Raw genomic sequence first — 18,271 nt, 5'->3', positions numbered from 1 at the left:
GCGCCTTGGAACTTAGGCCATTTCCTTGTTTCTGGCCGATGTGGGAACCGGTCCGCGCAATTCCTCATAATGATCGAAGGTCAGCTTGACCCAGCCGGTGCCGCGCGTGGCGCTGGCCAGCGTTCGGTGCAGCTCATCCTCGGCCACAGCGGGAAGCTGGGCGTTGAAGATTTCCCAGCCCGAGGCGTTGGGGTTGCCCTCGAACCCAAGAACTTGACCCTGCAGCGAACTGATCGTGGGCACCAGATCGCCCACGAAATCCGAGGGCAGGTGAATCTCGGCGTTCAGAACTGGTTGCAACACAACCGGCTTGGCCTGCGGCAGCGCCTCGCGCACGGCGTTTTTGCCTGCGGTTCGGAAGGCATAGTCCGAACTGTCGACATTGTGGTGCTTGCCGTCGCTCAGCGTGACTTTGACATCGACCACCGGAAAGCCCTCGGGGCCTTCGACCAGCGCGTCCTTTGCGCCATGTTCGACAGAGGGGATGTAGTTTCTGGGAACGGCACCGCCCTTGACCACTTCGTCGAACTGGAACCCCGACCCGCGCGGCATCGGCGCGATTGAGATCACGACATCGGCGAACTGGCCCGCACCGCCGGATTGCTTGCGGTGCCGGTGGCGGTGTTCAATGGTCGCGCGGATGGTTTCGCGATAGGCGGTTTCGACCGGGGTGGCCTCGATCTCGATACCGAAATCCTCGTCCAGCTTGGCGGTCACGCGGCGCATATGCTGGGGCCCTTGAGAGCCCAGCACCGCATGGCCGCTGAGTTCGTCCTGTTCCAGATGCAAGCCCGGGTCGATCTCGACCAGCCGGGACAGCGCATTGGACAGGCGCACATCGTCGCGTTCATGGGCCGGGGACACCACCTGCCGATGAGCAACCGGGTGCGAGGCCGCCCATTCCGGCAGCGGCGTTGCCGAACTGCTGTCATAGAGAAAACCGGGGTTCAGGTGATCCGACTTCACTGCCAGCCCGATCTGGCCCGCCTCCAGCGCGCCTATCTGGGTTTTAGCGTCCAGCGTGGTCAGGTTGCCGACGGTTTCTCCGCCGAGGCTTTCATGCGCTTTCACCCCGTCGCCCAATCCGCGCAGGACGATGATCTTGCCGATGTGCTTTTTGACATCCGCAAATCCGGCAATGGCACGGGCGTTTTCGGCGGCCTCGTCGCGATCTGCGGCGATCTTGAACTCGGGTGCTTCGTGCCGCAGGGCTTTCATCAGTCGGGTCAGGCCGTTGCCGTGGCTGGCCGCACCCAGACAGGCCGGGATCAACTGATGGTTCTGCAGCACCTGTGCGGCAAGGTCATAGACCTCGGCACTGGGGGGCTGTTTGTCTTCGATCAGTTGCTCCAGCAGGTTATCGTCGAAATCCGACAGCGTCTCCAACAACTCGGTGCGCGCTTCCTGTTCACGATCCTCAACCGATTGCGGCAGTTCGATCAGGGCCGAAGGTTGCCCTTCCTGATACTTCCATGCCCGCTCCGAGATCAGATCGACCGCGCCGATGATGGTGTCGCCGTCGCGGATCGGAACCTGACGCAGGGCGATGTGATGGGTGCAATAGGTCTGCAGCGCGGCGATGATATCGCGGATGCGCCCGTTGGGGCTGTCCATCCGGTTGATGAACAGGAAACACGGAATGCCTGCTTCTTCGACCAGCCTCAGGTAAGGCGCACACAGAACGGCGGCGTCTGGGTCGGGCGGAACAACGACCACAGCGGCGTCCGAGATCGCCATGGCCGGGCCGACATAGGCCAGCGCATCGCCGCCGCCATCCACGTCAATCGCGCACCATGGCTCGTCCAAGTAAGAAAAACCGTGCAAATGCACGGTTCCGGAAACATCGAAGGTGGTGGGCCGCCCGTCGAGGCGGCTGATAGCCTCGACCAGAGTGGTTTTGCCCGATTGGCTGGGGCCGAGGACGGTGAAAACGCGCATGAGTGCTGTCCCTCTTTCAGGTTGCAGATATACCTGCACGAAAAGGGCTGCCGCGCACGGATGCGCTGGCAAGAACTGTCTGCGAATTCGCCTGCCTCAGGGTGCGAATGGCACGTCCCGAGTGTGGAGAAAACCAGAGGCCTGCGTCAAGCCCCTGTGCCGGTATGAGAAGGGCGGGCCGGAAAACAGGCCCGCCGATAAGAGGTCAAATTGCCGAACTGTGCCCGGCCTTGCTGAGGTCATAGGCATCGAAACGGCGTGCGATCATGCGGGTCAGCGGGCGCGCTTCGTGCGGAATGAACAAACCGTCATCGGTGACGCGCAGCAGCCCGTCAAATGCGTTGTTTACGCTCTGGTACATCGCGTTCAGCTCTGCCGCAGTCACATCATAGTCGCGCAGGATTTCAACCGAGTTGATCTGAAAATCACACATCAACGCCTCGATCAGGCGCGCGCGCAGGATGTCCTGACCTTTGAACAGATGCCCGCGCGAGGTTGAGAAGCCGCCCTCGCGGATTGCCTTGGTATGCGCCGAGGTTGCAGGCGCGTTCTGCGCATAACCCTGCGGGAACCGCGAAATCGAACTGGCGCCTATGCCGATCAGAACCTGGGCCTGATCGTCGGTGTAGCCTTGGAAGTTCCGTTTCAGCCGACCTTCACGCAGCGCGCGGGTCAGGCCGTCATCCTGCGTGGCAAAGTGGTCGATGCCGATCTCGGCGTAGTTGTCCCACATGAACAGACGGCGGGCGGTATCGAACAGGTCAAGCCGCTGTTCGGGCGTGGGCAGCGCCTCAGATGGGATCAATTGCTGGCGTTTCGCCATCCATGGCACATGCGCATAGCCATAAAGCGCCACCCGGTCGGGGCTGAGCGACAGCAGCTTTTGCACGCTTTCGGTCATCCGGGTCTTGGTCTGGTGCGGCAGGCCATAGAGGATATCGGCGTTCAAGCTGGTGATGCCACGTGCCCGAATCATATCCACCGCATCGCGGGTCGTATCGTAGCTCTGGATGCGCCCGATGGTTTTTTGAATCTCGTCGTCGAAATCCTGTACCCCGATCGAGGCCCGGTTCATCCCGGCCTCGGCCAGCGCGTCCAGACGGGCCTCGTCAATCTCGTTCGGGTCAATCTCGACCGAAAACTCGGCATCCGGTCCCAAGGGCACAATCCCAAGGATATGGCCCGCCAGATCCCGCATCAGGTCCGGTTGCAGCAGGGTCGGGGTGCCGCCGCCCCAATGCAGGCGGGACAGAACCACGCCCTCGGGCAGGCGCGCGGCCAGCAGGTCCAGCTCGGCCTTCAGCACGTCCACATAGGCGATCACCGGGTTGTCGGTTTGCGTGCCTTGCGTCCGGCAGGCGCAGAACCAGCACAGCCTGCGGCAGAACGGAACGTGGATATACAGCGAGATGGCGCTGCCGGGTTTGATTCCCGAAATCCAGTCGCCAAACAAATCGGCCCCCACGTCATTGCTGAAGTGGGGGGCGGTGGGATAGCTTGTATAACGCGGTACTTTCGCGTCAAATAGTCCAAGCCGTGCCAATTGAGGTTTCACTATCATACAGAAACCTTTAGGCATTAGGTAACTTGGCTGCATTGACAGAGATCAAGTGGAAACGCGCATGAGTGTTAAAGCACATTTCGATCATTCCAACTGCGAAGACTGTCCGATACGCCATCGGGCGGTCTGTGCCCGTTGTGATGCGGATGAGCTCGAAGCCCTTGAAGAGATTAAGTATTATCGCAGCTTCGAGGCGGGGCAGACGATCATCTGGTCAGGCGATCAGATGAATTTTGTGGGCTCGGTCGTTTCCGGCATCGCGTCACTGACCCAGACGATGGAGGACGGACGGACCCAGATGGTCGGCCTGCTGCTGCCCAGCGACTTTGTCGGACGCCCCGGCCGCGAATCGGCCCCCTATGACGTGCAGGCGACCACTGACGTGGTGATGTGCTGCTTCCGCAAGAAGCCGTTCGAAGAGATGATGAGTTCGACCCCCCACATCGCGCATCGCCTACTGCAGATGACGCTGGACGAGCTGGACGCGGCGCGGGAATGGATGCTGGTGCTGGGTCGCAAGACCGCGCGCGAGAAGATTGCCAGCCTGTTGTCCATTATCGCGCGTCGGGATGCCACGATCGGGCAGAAAGGCCTGTCCGGCCCCATCGTGTTCGACCTGCCGCTGACGCGCGAGGCGATGGCGGACTACCTAGGCCTGACGCTGGAAACCGTCAGCCGTCAGATTTCGGCCCTGAAGAAAGAGGGCGTGATCGCGCTTGAGGGCAAGCGCCACGTCACGATCCCGGATATGCGACGGCTGATGGAAGAGGCAGGCGACGACTCGGATGGTGGTTTCCTGGTCTGATCACCTTCCTGCGTGACCCCAAGCTGCAATCGTGATCTACTGCTACTGAGACACCGAGCTGCAGGAGCAAGCCATGGAATTCAGTAGCCTTTTGGCGATGTTGTTTATCGGCGCGATTGCCGGTTGGCTGTCGGGCAAGATCATGGAAGGCCGTGGTTTTGGCCTGTTTGGCAATATCATCGTCGGCATTGTCGGAGCATTTCTGGCCGGGCTGATATTTCCAGCCCTCGGGTTTGCAGTGGGCGGCGGTTTGTTGTCCTCGATCTTCTTCGCAACTGTTGGGGCGATCATCCTGTTGTTCGTGATCGGATTGATCCGAAAAGGCTGAGTGCAAAAAGCCGCCCGAGCGGGGCGGCTTTTCCGTCGTACCTGACCGATTAGTGGGTCAGGAAAACCGGAACTGCGGATTGTTCCAGCATATTGCGGGTCGCGCCGCCCAGTATGGCTTCGCGAAAGCGCGAGTGCCCATAGGCTCCCATCACGATCAGGTCCGATTCCGTGTCAGTGGCGTGACGGTTCAGAATGTCCGAAACACGGCTCATGGTCTTGCTCAGAACATCAATCTCGCATTTCACCCCGTGCCGGGCCAGCATCTGCGACAGCATCCCGCCGGGGTCCGAGCGGTCGGGGCCGTGGCGCGGCGGATCGATCACCACGATACGCACCAGATCGGCCTGTTGCAGGAACGGAAGGGCGCGGCGCACGGCCCGCATGGCCTCGACGCTTTCGTTCCAGGCAACGATGACATTCTGCGGCACCGAAAACGGTCGGTTGTCGTTGGGAACAACCAGTACCGGCGCGTGACCTTCGAACATGGCGGCCTCGAGGATGGGTTCGGCCTCGGCCCCGCGATCCTCGCCATAGGGATGCGGCAGGATCACCAGATCCGAAAACCGTGCGCGATGGGCGACATGGCGGCCAAGATCCGCGATCTGAGCTACCCCGTTTTCGGCCGACCAGCGGATGCCGGTCTTGCCCAGATAGTCCTTGGCAAAGCCCAAAAGCTCATCCGCTTCGGCATTGGCCCGGCTCAGCGTTTCCTGAAGGATCAGGGCATTGGCCCCGGCATAATAATAGCCGGTCTGGCTTCGGTCGACGCCCAGGCACAGCACCTCGGCATGGGCATCCTGCGCGTTAGCCAGCGCCGCCATCTGGCCAAGCGCCGCCTGGGTGCCCTGACTTTCGGTCATGATCGAGAGAAGAGATTTGTACGCCATTTCGACCTCGTGGTTCGGGCCTCTGGTTCGCGATGTCCGTTTGGCCTCTGTCTTCATTCTATGCGTGTCATAGAAAACGGATTGTCGTCTTGACTCAGATCAAAGCAGGGTTCCGTGCTCTTCTTCATTACAGCACACAGGCAAAAAGGTTTCGCGCGACATTGAAATTGCGCGGAGCACGGCAAAGGGACGCAATATGTCGAATTATATCAAGCTGATCGTGCTTGGTCTCGTTGTGCTGTTCGCAGCGATCGGGACCAATTATGCACGCGATTTGGCGTATCAGGTGCATGCTCTGCTGGTGATGCTTATCGCCGGTGGTTTGTTCATCTGGACGCTGCGAAACACAGATGAGCCAGATATCCTTGTTGATCGCTCTGGCGAGTATATGGATAGCGTGATCCGGTATGGCGTGATCGCAACCGCCTTTTGGGGTGTGGTCGGGTTCCTGGCGGGAACCTTCATTGCGTTCCAGTTGGCCTTTCCGGTGCTGAACTTCGAATGGGCACAGGGGTACATGAATTTCGGGCGTTTGCGTCCGCTACACACCTCGGCGGTGATTTTTGCCTTTGGGGGCAACGCCTTGATCGCGACATCCTTCTACGTTGTCCAGCGCACCAGCGCGGCGCGCCTGTGGGGTGGAAACCTCGCATGGTTCGTGTTCTGGGGCTATCAGTTGTTCATCGTGCTGGCAGCAACCGGTTACATTCTGGGCGGAACGCAGTCCAAAGAATACGCCGAGCCGGAATGGTATGTTGACCTTTGGTTGACCGTTGTCTGGGTAGCTTACCTAGCCGTCTATCTGGGCACGATCATCAAGCGGAAAGAACCCCACATCTACGTGGCAAACTGGTTCTATCTGGCCTTTATCGTCACCGTCGCCATGCTGCACCTGGTCAACAACATGACCATCCCGGTCAGCATCTGGGGTTCGAAATCAGTCATCGTCTGGTCGGGCGTGCAAGACGCCATGATCCAGTGGTGGTACGGTCACAACGCTGTGGGCTTCTTCCTAACCGCGGGCTTCCTGGGCATGATGTACTATTTCATCCCGAAACAGGCCGAGCGTCCTGTCTTCAGCTACAAGCTGTCGATCATCCACTTCTGGGCGCTGATCTTCCTGTATATCTGGGCCGGTCCGCACCACCTGCACTATACCGCGCTGCCTGACTGGGCCTCGACGCTGGGCATGGTGTTCTCGGTCATCCTGTGGATGCCGTCCTGGGGTGGTATGATCAACGGTCTGATGACCCTGTCGGGCGCATGGGACAAGCTGCGCACCGACCCGGTGATCCGGATGATGGTGATCTCGGTCGGCTTCTACGGTATGTCGACCTTTGAAGGTCCGATGATGTCGATCCGCGCGGTGAACTCGCTGAGCCACTACACCGACTGGACCATTGGCCACGTGCACTCGGGCGCGCTGGGCTGGAACGGTATGATCACCTTTGGTGCGCTGTACTTCCTGGTGCCGGTCCTGTGGAAGCGGGAACGCCTGTATTCGCTGCAACTGGTCAGCTGGCACTTCTGGCTCGCCACTATCGGCATCGTGCTCTACGCCGCGTCGATGTGGGTCACCGGTATCATGGAGGGCCTGATGTGGCGTGAAGTGGATGCCAACGGCTTCCTGGTGAACTCGTTCGCCGACACCGTGGCCGCCAAGTTCCCGATGTACGTGGTACGTGCGCTGGGCGGTGTCCTGTTCGTCGCAGGCTCGGTGATCATGTGCTACAACCTGTGGATGACTGTGCGGAAGGCACCGGCCAAAGAGGCCAGCCTGTCCGTCGCGGTCCCGGCTGAATAGAGGGAGGGCCGGAGCAATGGCAATTCTCGACAAACATAAGATCCTCGAGACCAACGCGACCCTCCTGCTGATCTTCAGCTTTCTGGTCGTAACCATCGGTGGCCTCGTGCAGATCACCCCGCTGTTCTATCTTGAGAACACCATCGAAAAGGTGGAGGGGATGCGCCCCTACACCCCCTTGGAGATGGCTGGGCGCGAGATCTATCTGCGCGAAGGCTGCTATGTCTGCCACAGCCAGATGATCCGCCCGATGCGGGATGAGGTCGAACGGTACGGCCACTACTCGCTGGCGGCTGAATCGATGTATGATCACCCGTTCCAGTGGGGGTCCAAACGCACGGGGCCTGATCTGGCCCGCGTCGGTGGCCGCTATTCGGATGACTGGCATGTGCGCCACCTGCGCGATGCTCAATCCGTGGTGCCTGAATCGGTGATGCCTAAATATGGCTTCCTCGAACACCGCAAGCTGGACGGCAAGTATATCGGCGACATCATGGCGGCAAACGCGGTTGTGGGCACGCCCTATACCGAAGAGATGCTGGCCAATGCCGAAGCCGACTTCCGGGCGCAGGCCGATCCGGACAGCGACTATGACGGGCTGTTGGAACGCTATGGCGACAAGGTCAACATACGCAACTTCGATGGACAGTCTGATCTGACCGAAGCTGACGCGCTGATCGCCTATCTGCAGATGCTGGGCACGCTGGTCGATTTCTCGACCTTCACCCCGGACGCAAGCCGCTAAGGAGGGTGTGATGGAAGAATATACACTCCTAAGGCAGTTCGCGGATAGCTGGATGCTGCTTCTGCTCTTTGCCTTCTTCGTTGGTATCGTGATCTGGGTGTTCCGCCCCGGTGCCAGCAAGGAATACAAGGACACCGCCAACATCCCGTTTCGGCACGTTGATGCCCCAGCGCCCCTCGGGGGCGACGACAAACCCGCCACATCCAAGGAGGCGCGGCAATGAGCAATACACCTGAAAAACTGCCGGGCGATCCTGAGACAACCGGACACAGCTGGGACGGTCTGGAAGAGTTCGACAACCCGATGCCGCGCTGGTGGCTTTGGACCTTCTACGTCACGATCTTCTGGGGCGTGATCTATACGATCATGTATCCTGCGTGGCCGCTGGTTCAATCCGCAACGGCAGGTGTCACCGGATGGTCCTCGCGCGGGGAAGTGCAACAGGAACTGGTGGCCTTCGAAGAAGCCAACGCGCCCTGGAATGCCAAGCTGGTGGAAACTCCGCTGGAGGATGTCTCTGCCGACGCCGAACTGCAGCAATATGCGGTGAACGCAGGCAGCGCCGTGTTCCGCACCTGGTGTGCGCAGTGCCATGGTTCTGGCGCGCAGGGTGCGCCGGGCTTCCCCAACCTGCTGGACGACGCATGGCTGTGGGGCGGTTCGCTTGAAGATATCGAATATACAATTGCCCACGGTATTCGGAACGAAGAAAGCGACGACGCGCGTTATTCCGAAATGCCGGCCTTTGGTGAAATCCTTGAGCATGATGAGATCACGCAAGTGGTTCAGTATGTCATGTCGCTGACCAATGCGCAGACTGACGATGCGGCAGCCCAGGCGGGCAAGGTCGTGTTCGAAGACAACTGTGCGGCCTGTCACGGCGAAGATGGCAAGGGTGATCTGGCCCAGGGCGCACCGAACCTGACCGACGCGATCTGGCTTTACGGTGGCAGCGAAGAGACTCTGACCGAGACCATCACCTACAGCCGCTTTGGCGTGATGCCCGCATGGGAAAACCGTCTGACCGACGCACAGATCCGTGCTGTCACGGCCTATGTCCACCAGTTGGGTGGCGGTCAGTAAGGGTCAAAGAAAACCTCCGGGCGGTTCGCCGCCCGAAGGCCCAGGCACCGGCTGTTCCATCTGTTCGCGCGTTTCCTGAACAGCCGGTGCTGATTTTGCCAAACTAGAGTTGCGGCACCGATCGGTCCAGAACCGGTTTGCGACGCGTCACAGATTGTTCAGATCGACATCGCGGCGCGGCTGTCTCCACCAATGGCTTTCGGGCAACCAGCGTGTTTTGCGGGGTTTTGCCTTGGGCATGTCCCGGATGTGCGGGGCGTCGATCCGGGTTGCGGTCATGAAGGATCGTGCAAAAACGGTCAGCATCGTCAGTCTCCAATACGCTGAAATCACTGACATCAGGATTGACCTTTGCGGCGCTGAATGCGACTCAATTGGAATTCTGTCATGTAATTTGAGGTTACATATGAATTGGCTGACACTGCCCCCGTTGGCATCCCTCCGGGCGTTTGCCGCCTTTGCCGAGCATCGCAATGTGGTCGAGGCGGGCGCGGCGCTGAATGTCAGCCACGCTGCGATCAGCCAGCAATTGCGGGCGCTGGAAAAGCACCTTGGCGTGGCGCTTCTGGATCGGTCGGGCAAGGCCCTGACCATGACAGCGGATGGCGAACATCTGGCCCGCGCCCTGCATCTGGGGTTTGGCGCGATCGACACGGCAGTTCGGGACATCGCGCGCTCGGGGACCGAGCGGCCGGTTCACGTATCCCTGACACCGTCCTTTGCGGCCTCGTGGCTGATGCCACGCCTGCCGATGTTCCGGGCAGCGCACCCGGACATCGATCTGGTGTTGGACCCGTCACCGGACATGGTGGAGTTGCGCCCCGGCGGCGTCGATGTCGCGATCCGGTATGGCGCCGGCGGCTGGCCGGGGGTTGAGGCCGATATGCTGTTGCAAACGCCCATGGTGATTGTCGCCGCCCCTCAGTTGCTGGGCGGCAAAACCACATGGACGCCAGCCGAACTGGCCCAATTGCCCTGGCTGGAAGAGATCGGTACCACCGAAGGCACCACCTGGCTGGCGCAACATGACGCAGGGCCTGCGCGTGGGGCCGGGCGCACGGAATTGCCGGGCAATCTGGTGCTGGACGGGTTGCGGGCGGGGCAGGGCGTCACCGTCACCGTGCGACATTTCGTCGAGGCGGACATCAAAGCCGGGCGCATTGTCGAGCTGTATGCCGAGCCAGACACACGCGGCTATCATATTGTAACTGCTAAAACTCCGCTCAGACCGGCGATTAAAGCCTTTGTCGGATGGCTCAGGCAATTGGCGCGCAATTGACAAAAGATGTTTGCTCGATGCGCGTTTTGACCCATGTCAAAGTTCGAACGGGCGTGATCTGGAACAACTCGCTTTCAGAAGACCCTGTATTGGAGCCAGCCAGTGAGCGATTCCGACCCCGCCCCCAGCTTATATGCCGCCCGCGAACCGATCTTCCCCAGGCGCGTATCAGGCCCGTTTCGTAACCTGAAATGGATCATCCTCGTGGTGACGCTGGGCATCTACTACGTAACCCCGTGGTTCAGATGGGATCGCGGCCCCAGCCTGCCGGATCAAGCGGTACTGCTGGATATGGCAAACCGTCGGTTCTACTTTCTCTGGATCGAAATCTGGCCGCACGAGTTCTACTTTGTCGCCGGTCTTCTGATCATGGCGGGTCTGGGGCTGTTCCTGTTCACCTCGGCTTTGGGCCGGGTGTGGTGTGGCTATGCCTGCCCGCAGACCGTCTGGACCGATCTGTTCATTCTGGTCGAGCGCTGGATTGAAGGCGACAGAAACGCCCGTCTGCGGCTGCACCGGCAAAAGAAACTGGACTTCCGCAAAGTTCGGCTACGCGTCACCAAATGGACCGCCTGGTTTCTGATCGGCCTCGCCACCGGCGGGGCCTGGGTATTTTACTTTGCGGACGCGCCCACGCTGGCGCGCGATCTGGTGACAGGCAACGCGCATCCGGTGGCTTACACCACGATGCTGATCCTGACGGGCACAACGTTCCTTTTCGGCGGCTTCGCCCGCGAGCAGATCTGTATCTACGCCTGTCCATGGCCCCGTATTCAGGCGGCGATGATGGACGAGGACACTCTGGTCGTCGGTTATCGCGAGTGGCGTGGGGAACCGCGCGGCAAGGGCAAGCGCACGGCTGACTCCGAGCTTGGGGACTGCATCGACTGTATGGCCTGTGTGAATGTCTGCCCGGTGGGGATCGACATTCGGGATGGCCAACAACTGGAATGCATCACCTGTGCCCTGTGTATCGACGCCTGCGACGACATGATGGCCAAGATCGGCAAGCCCCGTGGCCTGATCGACTATATGGCGCTGAGCGATGAGGCCAACGAACGCGCAGGCAAATCACCCAAAAACGTGTGGACGCATATCCTGCGTCCGCGCACGATCATGTACACGGCCCTGTGGTCGCTGGTAGGGTTTGCCCTGCTGTTTGCCCTGTTCATCCGCTCGGACATTGATCTGACGGTCGCGCCGGTGCGCAACCCGACTTTCGTGACCCTGTCCGACGGTACGATCCGCAACACTTACGATGTGCGTCTGCGCAACAAACATGGTGAAGACCGGCTGTTCAAGCTGTCTCTGGCCGGTGATCCGGCGCTGCGGATCGAGATTGAGGGTACCGATATTGATACTGTGAATGTCACTGCAGATACGGCACAATTGACCCGCGTTTACATCGTGGCCTCCGGAGACACGGTACCTGCCGGGGCGGATACGACCCCGGTACGCATCTGGGTCGAGGACCTCAGCAGTGGTGAGCGCGCGTCGAAGGACACCACGTTCAACGGGCGGGGGAACTGATCATGGCGGAACGGAAATTCACGGGAAAACACGCCTTGGCGGTGTTTGTGGGCGCTTTCGGCGTGATCATCGCGGTGAATCTGGTGCTGGCTTACAGCGCGGTCAAAACCTTTCCGGGACTCGAGGTCAAGAACTCGTACGTCGCCAGTCAGGAGTTCAATGAACGCCTGCAGGAACATCAGGCCCTGGGATGGGAGGTGCGCGCCGAATCCAAAGGCGGATTGCTGATCCTGCACATCACTGATGCCAGCGGGGATCCGGTTCGGGTCGCTGACCTGCAGGCCGTGGTGGGTCGTGCAACCCATGTGCGCGAAGATTTCTCGCCTGATTTCACTTTTGACGGAACCGCTTATGCGACACCCGCCACGCTGGGCAAGGGCAACTGGAACATCCGCCTTGTGGCCCGCGACAGCGAAGGGGCCGAATTTGCGCAGCGTGTGCCCCTGTTTGTGAAAGGCTAGGGGTGTGACGGCGCAGATTTCCTCTGGCACGGCGGCCTGTCCGGGGTGCATCGCGGCCCCGGCAGAACCGGCGCGGCCTATCCCGCAGGACGTCCAGATTGCGCTGTCTTTACCGGGCATCCATTGCTCGGCCTGTATCGCGACTGTCGAGCGCGAGTTGAACGCCCATCCCGGTGTCGAGGATGCGCGGGTCAACCTGACCCTGAAACGCGCCATGATCAAAGCCGCGCCCGAGACGCGCGCCGCTGACCTGATCCCGATTCTGGAACGCGCAGGCTTTGAGGCGCACGAGCTTGACCCCGGTGCCCTGTCCGCCACCAGCGCCGACAAGGCGGGGCGCGATCTGCTGATGCGGCTGGCTGTGGCCGGATTCGCCTCGATGAATGTGATGCTGCTGTCGGTGTCGGTCTGGTCCGGCGCGTCGGATGCGACGCGGGACATGTTCCACTGGATCTCTGCAGCCATCGCCTTGCCGGCGATTGCGTTTTCTGCCCAGCCCTTTTTCGCCAACGCCTGGAGTGCCCTGCGCGTTCGCCGTCTGAACATGGACGTGCCGATTGTGCTGGCGATCCTGCTGGCGCTGGCCACATCGCTTTGGGAAACCGCGCTGAGCGGCGAGCACGCCTATTTCGACGCCGCCCTGACGCTTACCTTCTTCCTGTTGGCGGGCCGTTATCTGGACTACCGCACCCGCGCTGCGGCCCGATCCGCGGCTGAGGAACTGACCGCATTGGAAGTGCCCCGCGCCATTCGCGTCACTCAAGGCCATGAAGAAGAGGTCGCGGTGTCGGCGCTGTCTGTCGGCGACCTGATCCTTGTGCGCCCCGGCGGGCGGATGCCTGTGGATGGTGAAGTGGTCCAAGGCCAATCCGAACTGGACCGGTCGCTGCTGACCGGGGAAACCCTGCCGGTCTTCGTTGAAACCGGTCAGGCGGTCAGCGCCGGTGAGGTGAACCTGACCGGGCCCCTGACCATTCGCGCCACAGCGGTGGGTGAAGATACCTCGCTGCACCGCATGGCCGATCTGGTGGCGATCGCGGAATCCGGGCGCTCGCGCTATACCTCGCTGGCGGATAAGGCGGCCAAGCTTTACGCGCCCGGGGTGCATATCCTGTCGGCGCTTAGTTTTGTGGGTTGGTACATCTATTCCGGCGATCTCCGCACCGCCCTGAACATCGCGGCGGCGGTGCTGATCATCACCTGCCCCTGCGCGCTGGGTCTGGCCGTGCCAGCGGTGACCACAGCAGCCTCGGGCCGGTTGTTCCGCAAGGGGATGTTGATCAAACACTCCACCGCGCTTGAACGTCTGGCCGAGGTGGATACGGTCGTGTTCGACAAGACAGGCACGCTTACCTCTGGCACGCCGGAACTGACCAACCTGAGCGACCATTCCCGCGCCGATCTGGAAATCGCGCTGGCCTTGGCCGAGGCCTCTGCGCACCCGCTGTCGGTCTCGCTGGCCTCTGCCGCGCGGGCCGCCGGGATCAAACCAGCCAACCTGCGTGACATCGTCGAAGTGCCAGGATATGGCACCGAAGGCACCTATCGCGGCCAAAGCGTACGTCTGGGTCGCGCGGCTTGGGTGGGCGGTGAGCAGGGGGCTGAAACCTCTGCCTGGCTAGCCGTGGGGCAAAACGCGCCTGTCGCGTTCAGCTTCACCGATGCCTTGCGCCCCGGCGCAGCGGAGGCGGTCGCCGCATTTGCCAAGTCCGGCAAGCAGGTGATCCTGATCTCAGGTGACACACGCGGAGCCGTCGGGGCGCTGGCGGACAAGTTGGGCATCACCAACTGGATTGCCGAGGCGCTGCCGCAGGACAAGGCCGGGCACATCCAAAACCTCAGCCAACAGGGCCACCGGGTTCTGATGGCCGGCGATGGCCTGAACGACACAGCGGCGCTGGCGGCGGCGCATGTCTCGATCTCTCCGGCCTCGGCGCTGGATGCGGCGCGGGTGGCCTCGGACATCGTGCTTCTGGGCAATGACCTGTCCCCTATTGCAGAGGCCTGCGATACGGCAGTCAAGGCCACCAAACGGATTCGCGAGAACTTTCAGATCGCCACCGTCTATAACGTGATTGCTGTGCCTTTGGCGGTGATCGGGCTGGCGACCCCGCTGATTGCGGCATTGGCGATGTCGACCTCGTCTATTACCGTATCCCTGAACGCATTGCGGCTGAGGTAAACGATGGAAGTGCTGGCCTACCTGATCCCGATTTCCCTGTTTCTGGGCGGTGTTGGACTGGTTGCGTTCATCTACACAGTGCGCTCGAACCAGTACGAAGACCCCGAGGGCGATGCCCGCCGGATTCTGAGCGATGAATGGGACGACAAGCCCAAGCCGTAACCGGGCCATGCCCGAACTTCACAGTTGTCCCGACTGCCCTTGAAATTGCCGCAATGCCCGGTTATGTCCGGCCCATCCGCTAGCAGAGAGAATACGCCAAATGGCTACCACCAACCCGATCCAGTTCATTCAGCAGGTCCGTGCCGAAGTTTCCAAGGTCGTCTGGCCGACCCGGCGCGAGGTGCTGTTGACCACGGTTATGGTGTTCATCATGGCCGCGCTGACGGCTGTGTTCTTCGCTCTGGTCGATCTGGGCATTCGCGGCGGTCTGCAGCTTATTCTGGGCGCATTCAGCTAAGCGCCCAAACACCACTGCCCCCTTGCGCCCCGCGCAATGTGCTAGTAGGTGACGCGGGACTATTCGGAATGGGCGTGCGGCGATTCGGACCGCGCGCCGCTTTTTATTCCGGGTCACGCGATAGGATTTCAATTCCGGTGCATCCGGCCAACAGGATGCGACCGAAGGCAAACAAGGACGACAGGTTCATGGCGAAACGGTGGTACTCGGTCAGCGTTCTTTCGAATTTCGAAAAGAAGATCGCAGAGCAGATCCGCACGTCGGTGGCCGAGCAGGGCCTTGAGGACGATATCGACGAGGTTCTGGTGCCCACCGAAGAGGTGATCGAAGTGCGCCGGGGTAAGAAGGTCACCACCGAGCGCCGCTTCATGCCGGGCTATGTGCTGGTGCATATGGAAATGTCGGATCAGGGCTACCACCTGATCAACTCGATCAACCGCGTCACCGGTTTCCTGGGCCCGCAGGGTCGCCCGATGCCGATGCGCGATGCCGAGGTGAACCAGATCCTGAACCGCGTTCAGGAAGGCGAAGAAGCGCCCAAGCTTATGATCACCTTCGAGGTGGGCGAAAAGGTCAAGGTCAACGACGGCCCGTTCGAGGATTTCGACGGCATGGTCGAAGGCGTGGACGACGAGGCGCAGAAGCTGAAAGTCTCGGTTTCGATCTTTGGTCGGGAAACGCCAGTTGAGCTGGACTTTACGCAGGTTACCAAGCAGGGCTGAGGCGCCCCGCAAGGAATTGCTTTCGGCCGCGATGTTTAGGGCATCGCGGCTTTTTTTGTCGGCGGCGTCACGGAATTACGTAGACCGAGACGTTCACGCCAAATGTTTTTTGAAGATTCGCGGGCGTACGCTTACATGTCGCAGACAGAGCTTGCCCGCGGCCTGTGGTCATGTAGTGTCGCGTTGATGGTGGCCTTCGAGAGGAGGTCTTAATTGGGAACCGGGTGAGATGCCCGGACTGCCCCCGCAACTGTAAGTAGCCGAACTATCAGAGCTACGAGTCAGGATACCTGCCATCTTAATGCAACCGCCGGAAATCCGGCCCTTCTATATGCGTCGGGTGGACGCGAAAGGAACTCTCTAATGCACATCGAACCTGGCGTCGTCGACGGCGCGAAAATGGTCCTCGCCTATGGTACGGCTGCAGCCGCTGCTGGCTATTCTTTGAAGTTGATTGGCGATGATTTGAAAACTCATTCCATGGCGTCATTTTGCGTGCGCTCGGTTGTGGCTGCTATCGGCGTTTTTGTATTCTTCGAAGTCTTTCCGCACTTCGCTGTCGGCATCTCAGAGGTGCATTTCATACTTGGTACAACCCTGTTTCTGCTGCTCGGGGCCGGTCCGGCAGCCCTTGGTCTAGCTGGCGGTCTGGCAATTCAGGGTTTCTTGTTTGCACCGTCTGATGTACCAATGTACTTCGTCAACATCTCGACCCTGCTTTTTCCGCTTTTTGCAGTGGACGCGCTGGCCAGAAAAATCATCCCGCAAACCATCAGCTATGTCGATTTGCGCTATTCGGACGTGCTGAAACTGTCCGCTGTGTATCAGGGTGGCGTCGTTGCCTGGGTAGCCTTCTGGGCAATCTACGGGCAAGGCGTTGGGGCCGAGAACATCTCGGCGGTGACAAGCTTTGGCATGGCGTACTTGCTGGTGATCCTGATCGAGCCGCTGGCCGATCTGGCCGTTCTGGCTGGCGCGAAAGGCCTGCGGACCTTGACCGACCGGGGCATCTTTACGCACCGTTTGCACAACGCGGCAGCATAAGCGCGAAACCAACGGTCTGTGGTGCCCGCCGCGCCGCAGACCTATCTGGACGGTTTTGTGACTCAAGCTGTCAGGCGTGCGCATAACTCAGCTTTCGAAACCGCAAGCCGCCCCCTTGCCAACCCTCGCATTCCCCTATAAACGCCGCCTCTATCGTCTTCGGGCGAGATTCTCTCGTGGGAGGTTGCTGGGATCGCGATCCCGGGCCGGACCACGCAACATAGTCTGGGCGAAACGCGTTTCGCCCGAGTTGAAAGGAAAACCAAATGGCTAAGAAGCTTGCTGGTACGATGAAGCTGCAGGTTCCTGCAGGTCAGGCGAACCCGTCGCCGCCAGTTGGTCCGGCGCTGGGTCAGCGCGGCATCAACATCATGGAATTCTGCAAGGCGTTCAACGCCAAGACCGCAGACATGGAGCAAGGTGCCCCTTGTCCGACCGTGATCACCTATTATCAGGACAAGTCCTTCACCATGGACATCAAGACGCCGCCCGCGTCTTATTACCTGAAAAAAGCCGCTGGCCTGAAGCCGGTTGGCAAGCGGAACCGCCCCCGTGGTGCCGAGAACCCCGGTCGTGAGACTGTGGCCACCGTGACCACCAAGCAGGTTCGCGAAATCGCCGAAGCCAAAATGAAAGATCTCAACGCCAACGACGTCGAAGGCGCAATGCAGATCATCCTGGGCTCGGCCCGCTCTATGGGCATCGAGGTGAAGTAAGATGGCAAAACTCGGTAAACGTACCCGCGCTGCGCGCGAAGCTATCGCCGGCAAGGAAAACCTGTCGGTCGAAGAAGCGGTTGCTTTGGTAAAAGGCAACGCGACCTCGAAATTCGACGAGACCATCGAAATCGCTCTGAACCTGGGCGTTGACACCCGTCATGCGGACCAGATGGTGCGCGGCGTTGTCGGCCTGCCCAACGGCACCGGCAAAGCGATGCGCGTTGCTGTTTTCGCGCGTGGCCCCAAGGCGGACGAAGCGAAAGAAGCAGGCGCGGATATCGTTGGCGCAGAGGACCTAATGGAAACCATTCAGGGCGGCACCATCGAATTCGATCGCTGCATCGCGACCCCGGACATGATGCCGATCGTCGGCCGTCTGGGTAAGGTTCTGGGCCCCCGCAACCTGATGCCGAACCCCAAGGTCGGCACCGTGACCATGGACGTGAAAGCAGCCGTGGAAGCAGCCAAGGGCGGTGAAGTTCAGTTCAAGGCGGAAAAAGGCGGCGTTGTGCATGCCGGTGTTGGCAAAGCGTCGTTCGACGAAGCCAAGCTGGTCGAAAACGTCCGTGCCTTTGTCTCGGCCGTGGCCAAGGCGAAACCGTCGGGTGCCAAGGGTACCTACATGAAAAAAATCGCGCTGAGCTCGACCATGGGCCCGGGCGTGACGCTGGATGTGGCGGCTGCTTCGGGCGAATAAGCTCCGAGCTGTCAGAAAGATCAG

The 18,271-nt window shown here is 60.4% G+C and carries 20 protein-coding genes and 1 riboswitch; of the genes, 16 read left to right on the top strand and 4 right to left on the bottom strand.

What is annotated here, in order from left to right; genetic code table 11:
• Window positions 1-12 precede the first annotated feature (12 nt).
• Together ACR0JN_RS07880 and hemN are read right to left on the bottom strand one after the other, a co-directional pair.
• Window positions 13-1,938, bottom strand: a complete 1,926-nt coding sequence (locus ACR0JN_RS07880) for an elongation factor G (protein ID WP_480885040.1) — start codon at window positions 1,936-1,938, stop codon at window positions 13-15.
• Between the two features lie 205 nt (window positions 1,939-2,143).
• A complete protein-coding gene (gene hemN, locus ACR0JN_RS07875) occupies window positions 2,144-3,499 on the bottom strand; it encodes an oxygen-independent coproporphyrinogen III oxidase (RefSeq protein WP_480885038.1) in 1,356 nt (451 codons plus the stop codon).
• A 61-nt stretch (window positions 3,500-3,560) separates the two neighbouring features.
• On the opposite strand from hemN, the gene fnrL reads away from it, so the two are divergent.
• Both fnrL and ACR0JN_RS07865 read left to right on the top strand, forming a co-directional pair.
• Window positions 3,561-4,304 carry a transcriptional regulator FnrL gene (gene fnrL, locus ACR0JN_RS07870; protein WP_480885037.1) on the top strand — a complete coding sequence of 248 codons (744 nt, stop codon included), beginning with the start codon at window positions 3,561-3,563 and terminating at the stop codon, window positions 4,302-4,304.
• Window positions 4,305-4,377: 73 nt separating this feature from the next.
• Window positions 4,378-4,632: a GlsB/YeaQ/YmgE family stress response membrane protein gene (locus ACR0JN_RS07865; protein WP_480815915.1), complete on the top strand. Its 255-nt coding sequence runs from the start codon at window positions 4,378-4,380 to the stop codon at window positions 4,630-4,632.
• Between the two features lie 49 nt (window positions 4,633-4,681).
• Here ACR0JN_RS07865 and ACR0JN_RS07860 read toward each other — a convergent pair whose 3' ends face one another.
• Window positions 4,682-5,521, bottom strand: coding sequence for a universal stress protein (locus ACR0JN_RS07860; protein WP_480885036.1), 840 nt, complete (start codon window positions 5,519-5,521; stop codon window positions 4,682-4,684).
• A gap of 196 nt (window positions 5,522-5,717) precedes the next feature.
• Here ACR0JN_RS07860 and ccoN point away from each other — a divergent pair, with 196 nt between their 5' ends.
• From ccoN to ccoP, 4 genes are read left to right on the top strand one after another with little or no spacing between them, the layout of a single operon-like run.
• A complete protein-coding gene (gene ccoN / locus ACR0JN_RS07855) occupies window positions 5,718-7,325 on the top strand; it encodes a cytochrome-c oxidase, cbb3-type subunit I (RefSeq protein ID WP_480815917.1) in 1,608 nt (535 codons plus the stop codon).
• 16 nt (window positions 7,326-7,341) lie between these two features.
• A complete protein-coding gene (gene ccoO, locus ACR0JN_RS07850; protein WP_480815918.1) occupies window positions 7,342-8,070 on the top strand; it encodes a cytochrome-c oxidase, cbb3-type subunit II in 729 nt (242 codons plus the stop codon).
• Between the two features lie 10 nt (window positions 8,071-8,080).
• Entirely contained in the window at window positions 8,081-8,293 is a 213-nt protein-coding gene (locus ACR0JN_RS07845; protein ID WP_480815919.1) for a cbb3-type cytochrome c oxidase subunit 3, read from the top strand.
• On the top strand, window positions 8,290-9,153 hold the full coding sequence (ccoP, locus tag ACR0JN_RS07840) for a cytochrome-c oxidase, cbb3-type subunit III (protein ID WP_480885034.1): 864 nt from the start codon (window positions 8,290-8,292) through the stop codon (window positions 9,151-9,153). Before ACR0JN_RS07845 ends, ccoP begins: the two co-directional genes overlap by 4 nt.
• Window positions 9,154-9,300: 147 nt before the next feature.
• On the opposite strand, the gene ACR0JN_RS07835 is transcribed toward ccoP, so the two are convergent.
• Window positions 9,301-9,459 carry a hypothetical protein gene (locus ACR0JN_RS07835; protein ID WP_480885033.1) on the bottom strand — a complete coding sequence of 53 codons (159 nt, stop codon included), beginning with the start codon at window positions 9,457-9,459 and terminating at the stop codon, window positions 9,301-9,303.
• A 100-nt stretch (window positions 9,460-9,559) separates the two neighbouring features.
• Here ACR0JN_RS07835 and ACR0JN_RS07830 point away from each other — a divergent pair, with 100 nt between their 5' ends.
• From ACR0JN_RS07830 to rplA, 10 genes are all read left to right on the top strand, one after another.
• Window positions 9,560-10,432, top strand: coding sequence for a LysR family transcriptional regulator (locus ACR0JN_RS07830; RefSeq protein WP_480885032.1), 873 nt, complete (start codon window positions 9,560-9,562; stop codon window positions 10,430-10,432).
• Between the two features lie 102 nt (window positions 10,433-10,534).
• On the top strand, window positions 10,535-11,962 hold the full coding sequence (gene ccoG / locus ACR0JN_RS07825; protein ID WP_480885030.1) for a cytochrome c oxidase accessory protein CcoG: 1,428 nt from the start codon (window positions 10,535-10,537) through the stop codon (window positions 11,960-11,962).
• 2 nt (window positions 11,963-11,964) lie between these two features.
• A complete protein-coding gene (locus ACR0JN_RS07820) occupies window positions 11,965-12,423 on the top strand; it encodes a FixH family protein (RefSeq protein WP_480815924.1) in 459 nt (152 codons plus the stop codon).
• Between the two features lie 4 nt (window positions 12,424-12,427).
• Complete coding sequence (locus tag ACR0JN_RS07815; protein ID WP_480885028.1) at window positions 12,428-14,605, top strand: heavy metal translocating P-type ATPase; 2,178 nt, start codon at window positions 12,428-12,430, stop codon at window positions 14,603-14,605.
• Between the two features lie 3 nt (window positions 14,606-14,608).
• Window positions 14,609-14,767, top strand: a complete 159-nt coding sequence (gene ccoS / locus ACR0JN_RS07810) for a cbb3-type cytochrome oxidase assembly protein CcoS (RefSeq protein ID WP_170417043.1) — start codon at window positions 14,609-14,611, stop codon at window positions 14,765-14,767.
• 100 nt (window positions 14,768-14,867) lie between these two features.
• Window positions 14,868-15,065 carry a preprotein translocase subunit SecE gene (gene secE / locus ACR0JN_RS07805; RefSeq protein ID WP_050605011.1) on the top strand — a complete coding sequence of 66 codons (198 nt, stop codon included), beginning with the start codon at window positions 14,868-14,870 and terminating at the stop codon, window positions 15,063-15,065.
• Window positions 15,066-15,253: 188 nt separating this feature from the next.
• On the top strand, window positions 15,254-15,787 hold the full coding sequence (gene nusG / locus ACR0JN_RS07800; protein ID WP_480815942.1) for a transcription termination/antitermination protein NusG: 534 nt from the start codon (window positions 15,254-15,256) through the stop codon (window positions 15,785-15,787).
• Between the two features lie 170 nt (window positions 15,788-15,957).
• A riboswitch (cobalamin riboswitch) is annotated at window positions 15,958-16,099 on the top strand.
• A gap of 51 nt (window positions 16,100-16,150) precedes the next feature.
• Complete coding sequence (locus ACR0JN_RS07795; RefSeq protein WP_480885027.1) at window positions 16,151-16,831, top strand: energy-coupling factor ABC transporter permease; 681 nt, start codon at window positions 16,151-16,153, stop codon at window positions 16,829-16,831.
• 266 nt (window positions 16,832-17,097) lie between these two features.
• Window positions 17,098-17,547 (top strand): 50S ribosomal protein L11, encoded by a 450-nt coding sequence (gene rplK / locus ACR0JN_RS07790; RefSeq protein WP_113791694.1) that lies wholly within the window; start codon window positions 17,098-17,100, stop codon window positions 17,545-17,547.
• A 1-nt stretch (window position 17,548) separates the two neighbouring features.
• Complete coding sequence (gene rplA / locus ACR0JN_RS07785; RefSeq protein WP_480616733.1) at window positions 17,549-18,247, top strand: 50S ribosomal protein L1; 699 nt, start codon at window positions 17,549-17,551, stop codon at window positions 18,245-18,247.
• Window positions 18,248-18,271 lie beyond the last annotated feature (24 nt).

This window comes from Ruegeria sp. G12, from assembly GCF_056533565.1.
Note: the sequence above shows the minus strand (reverse complement) of the source record. Positions and strands in the feature narration are given on the sequence as shown.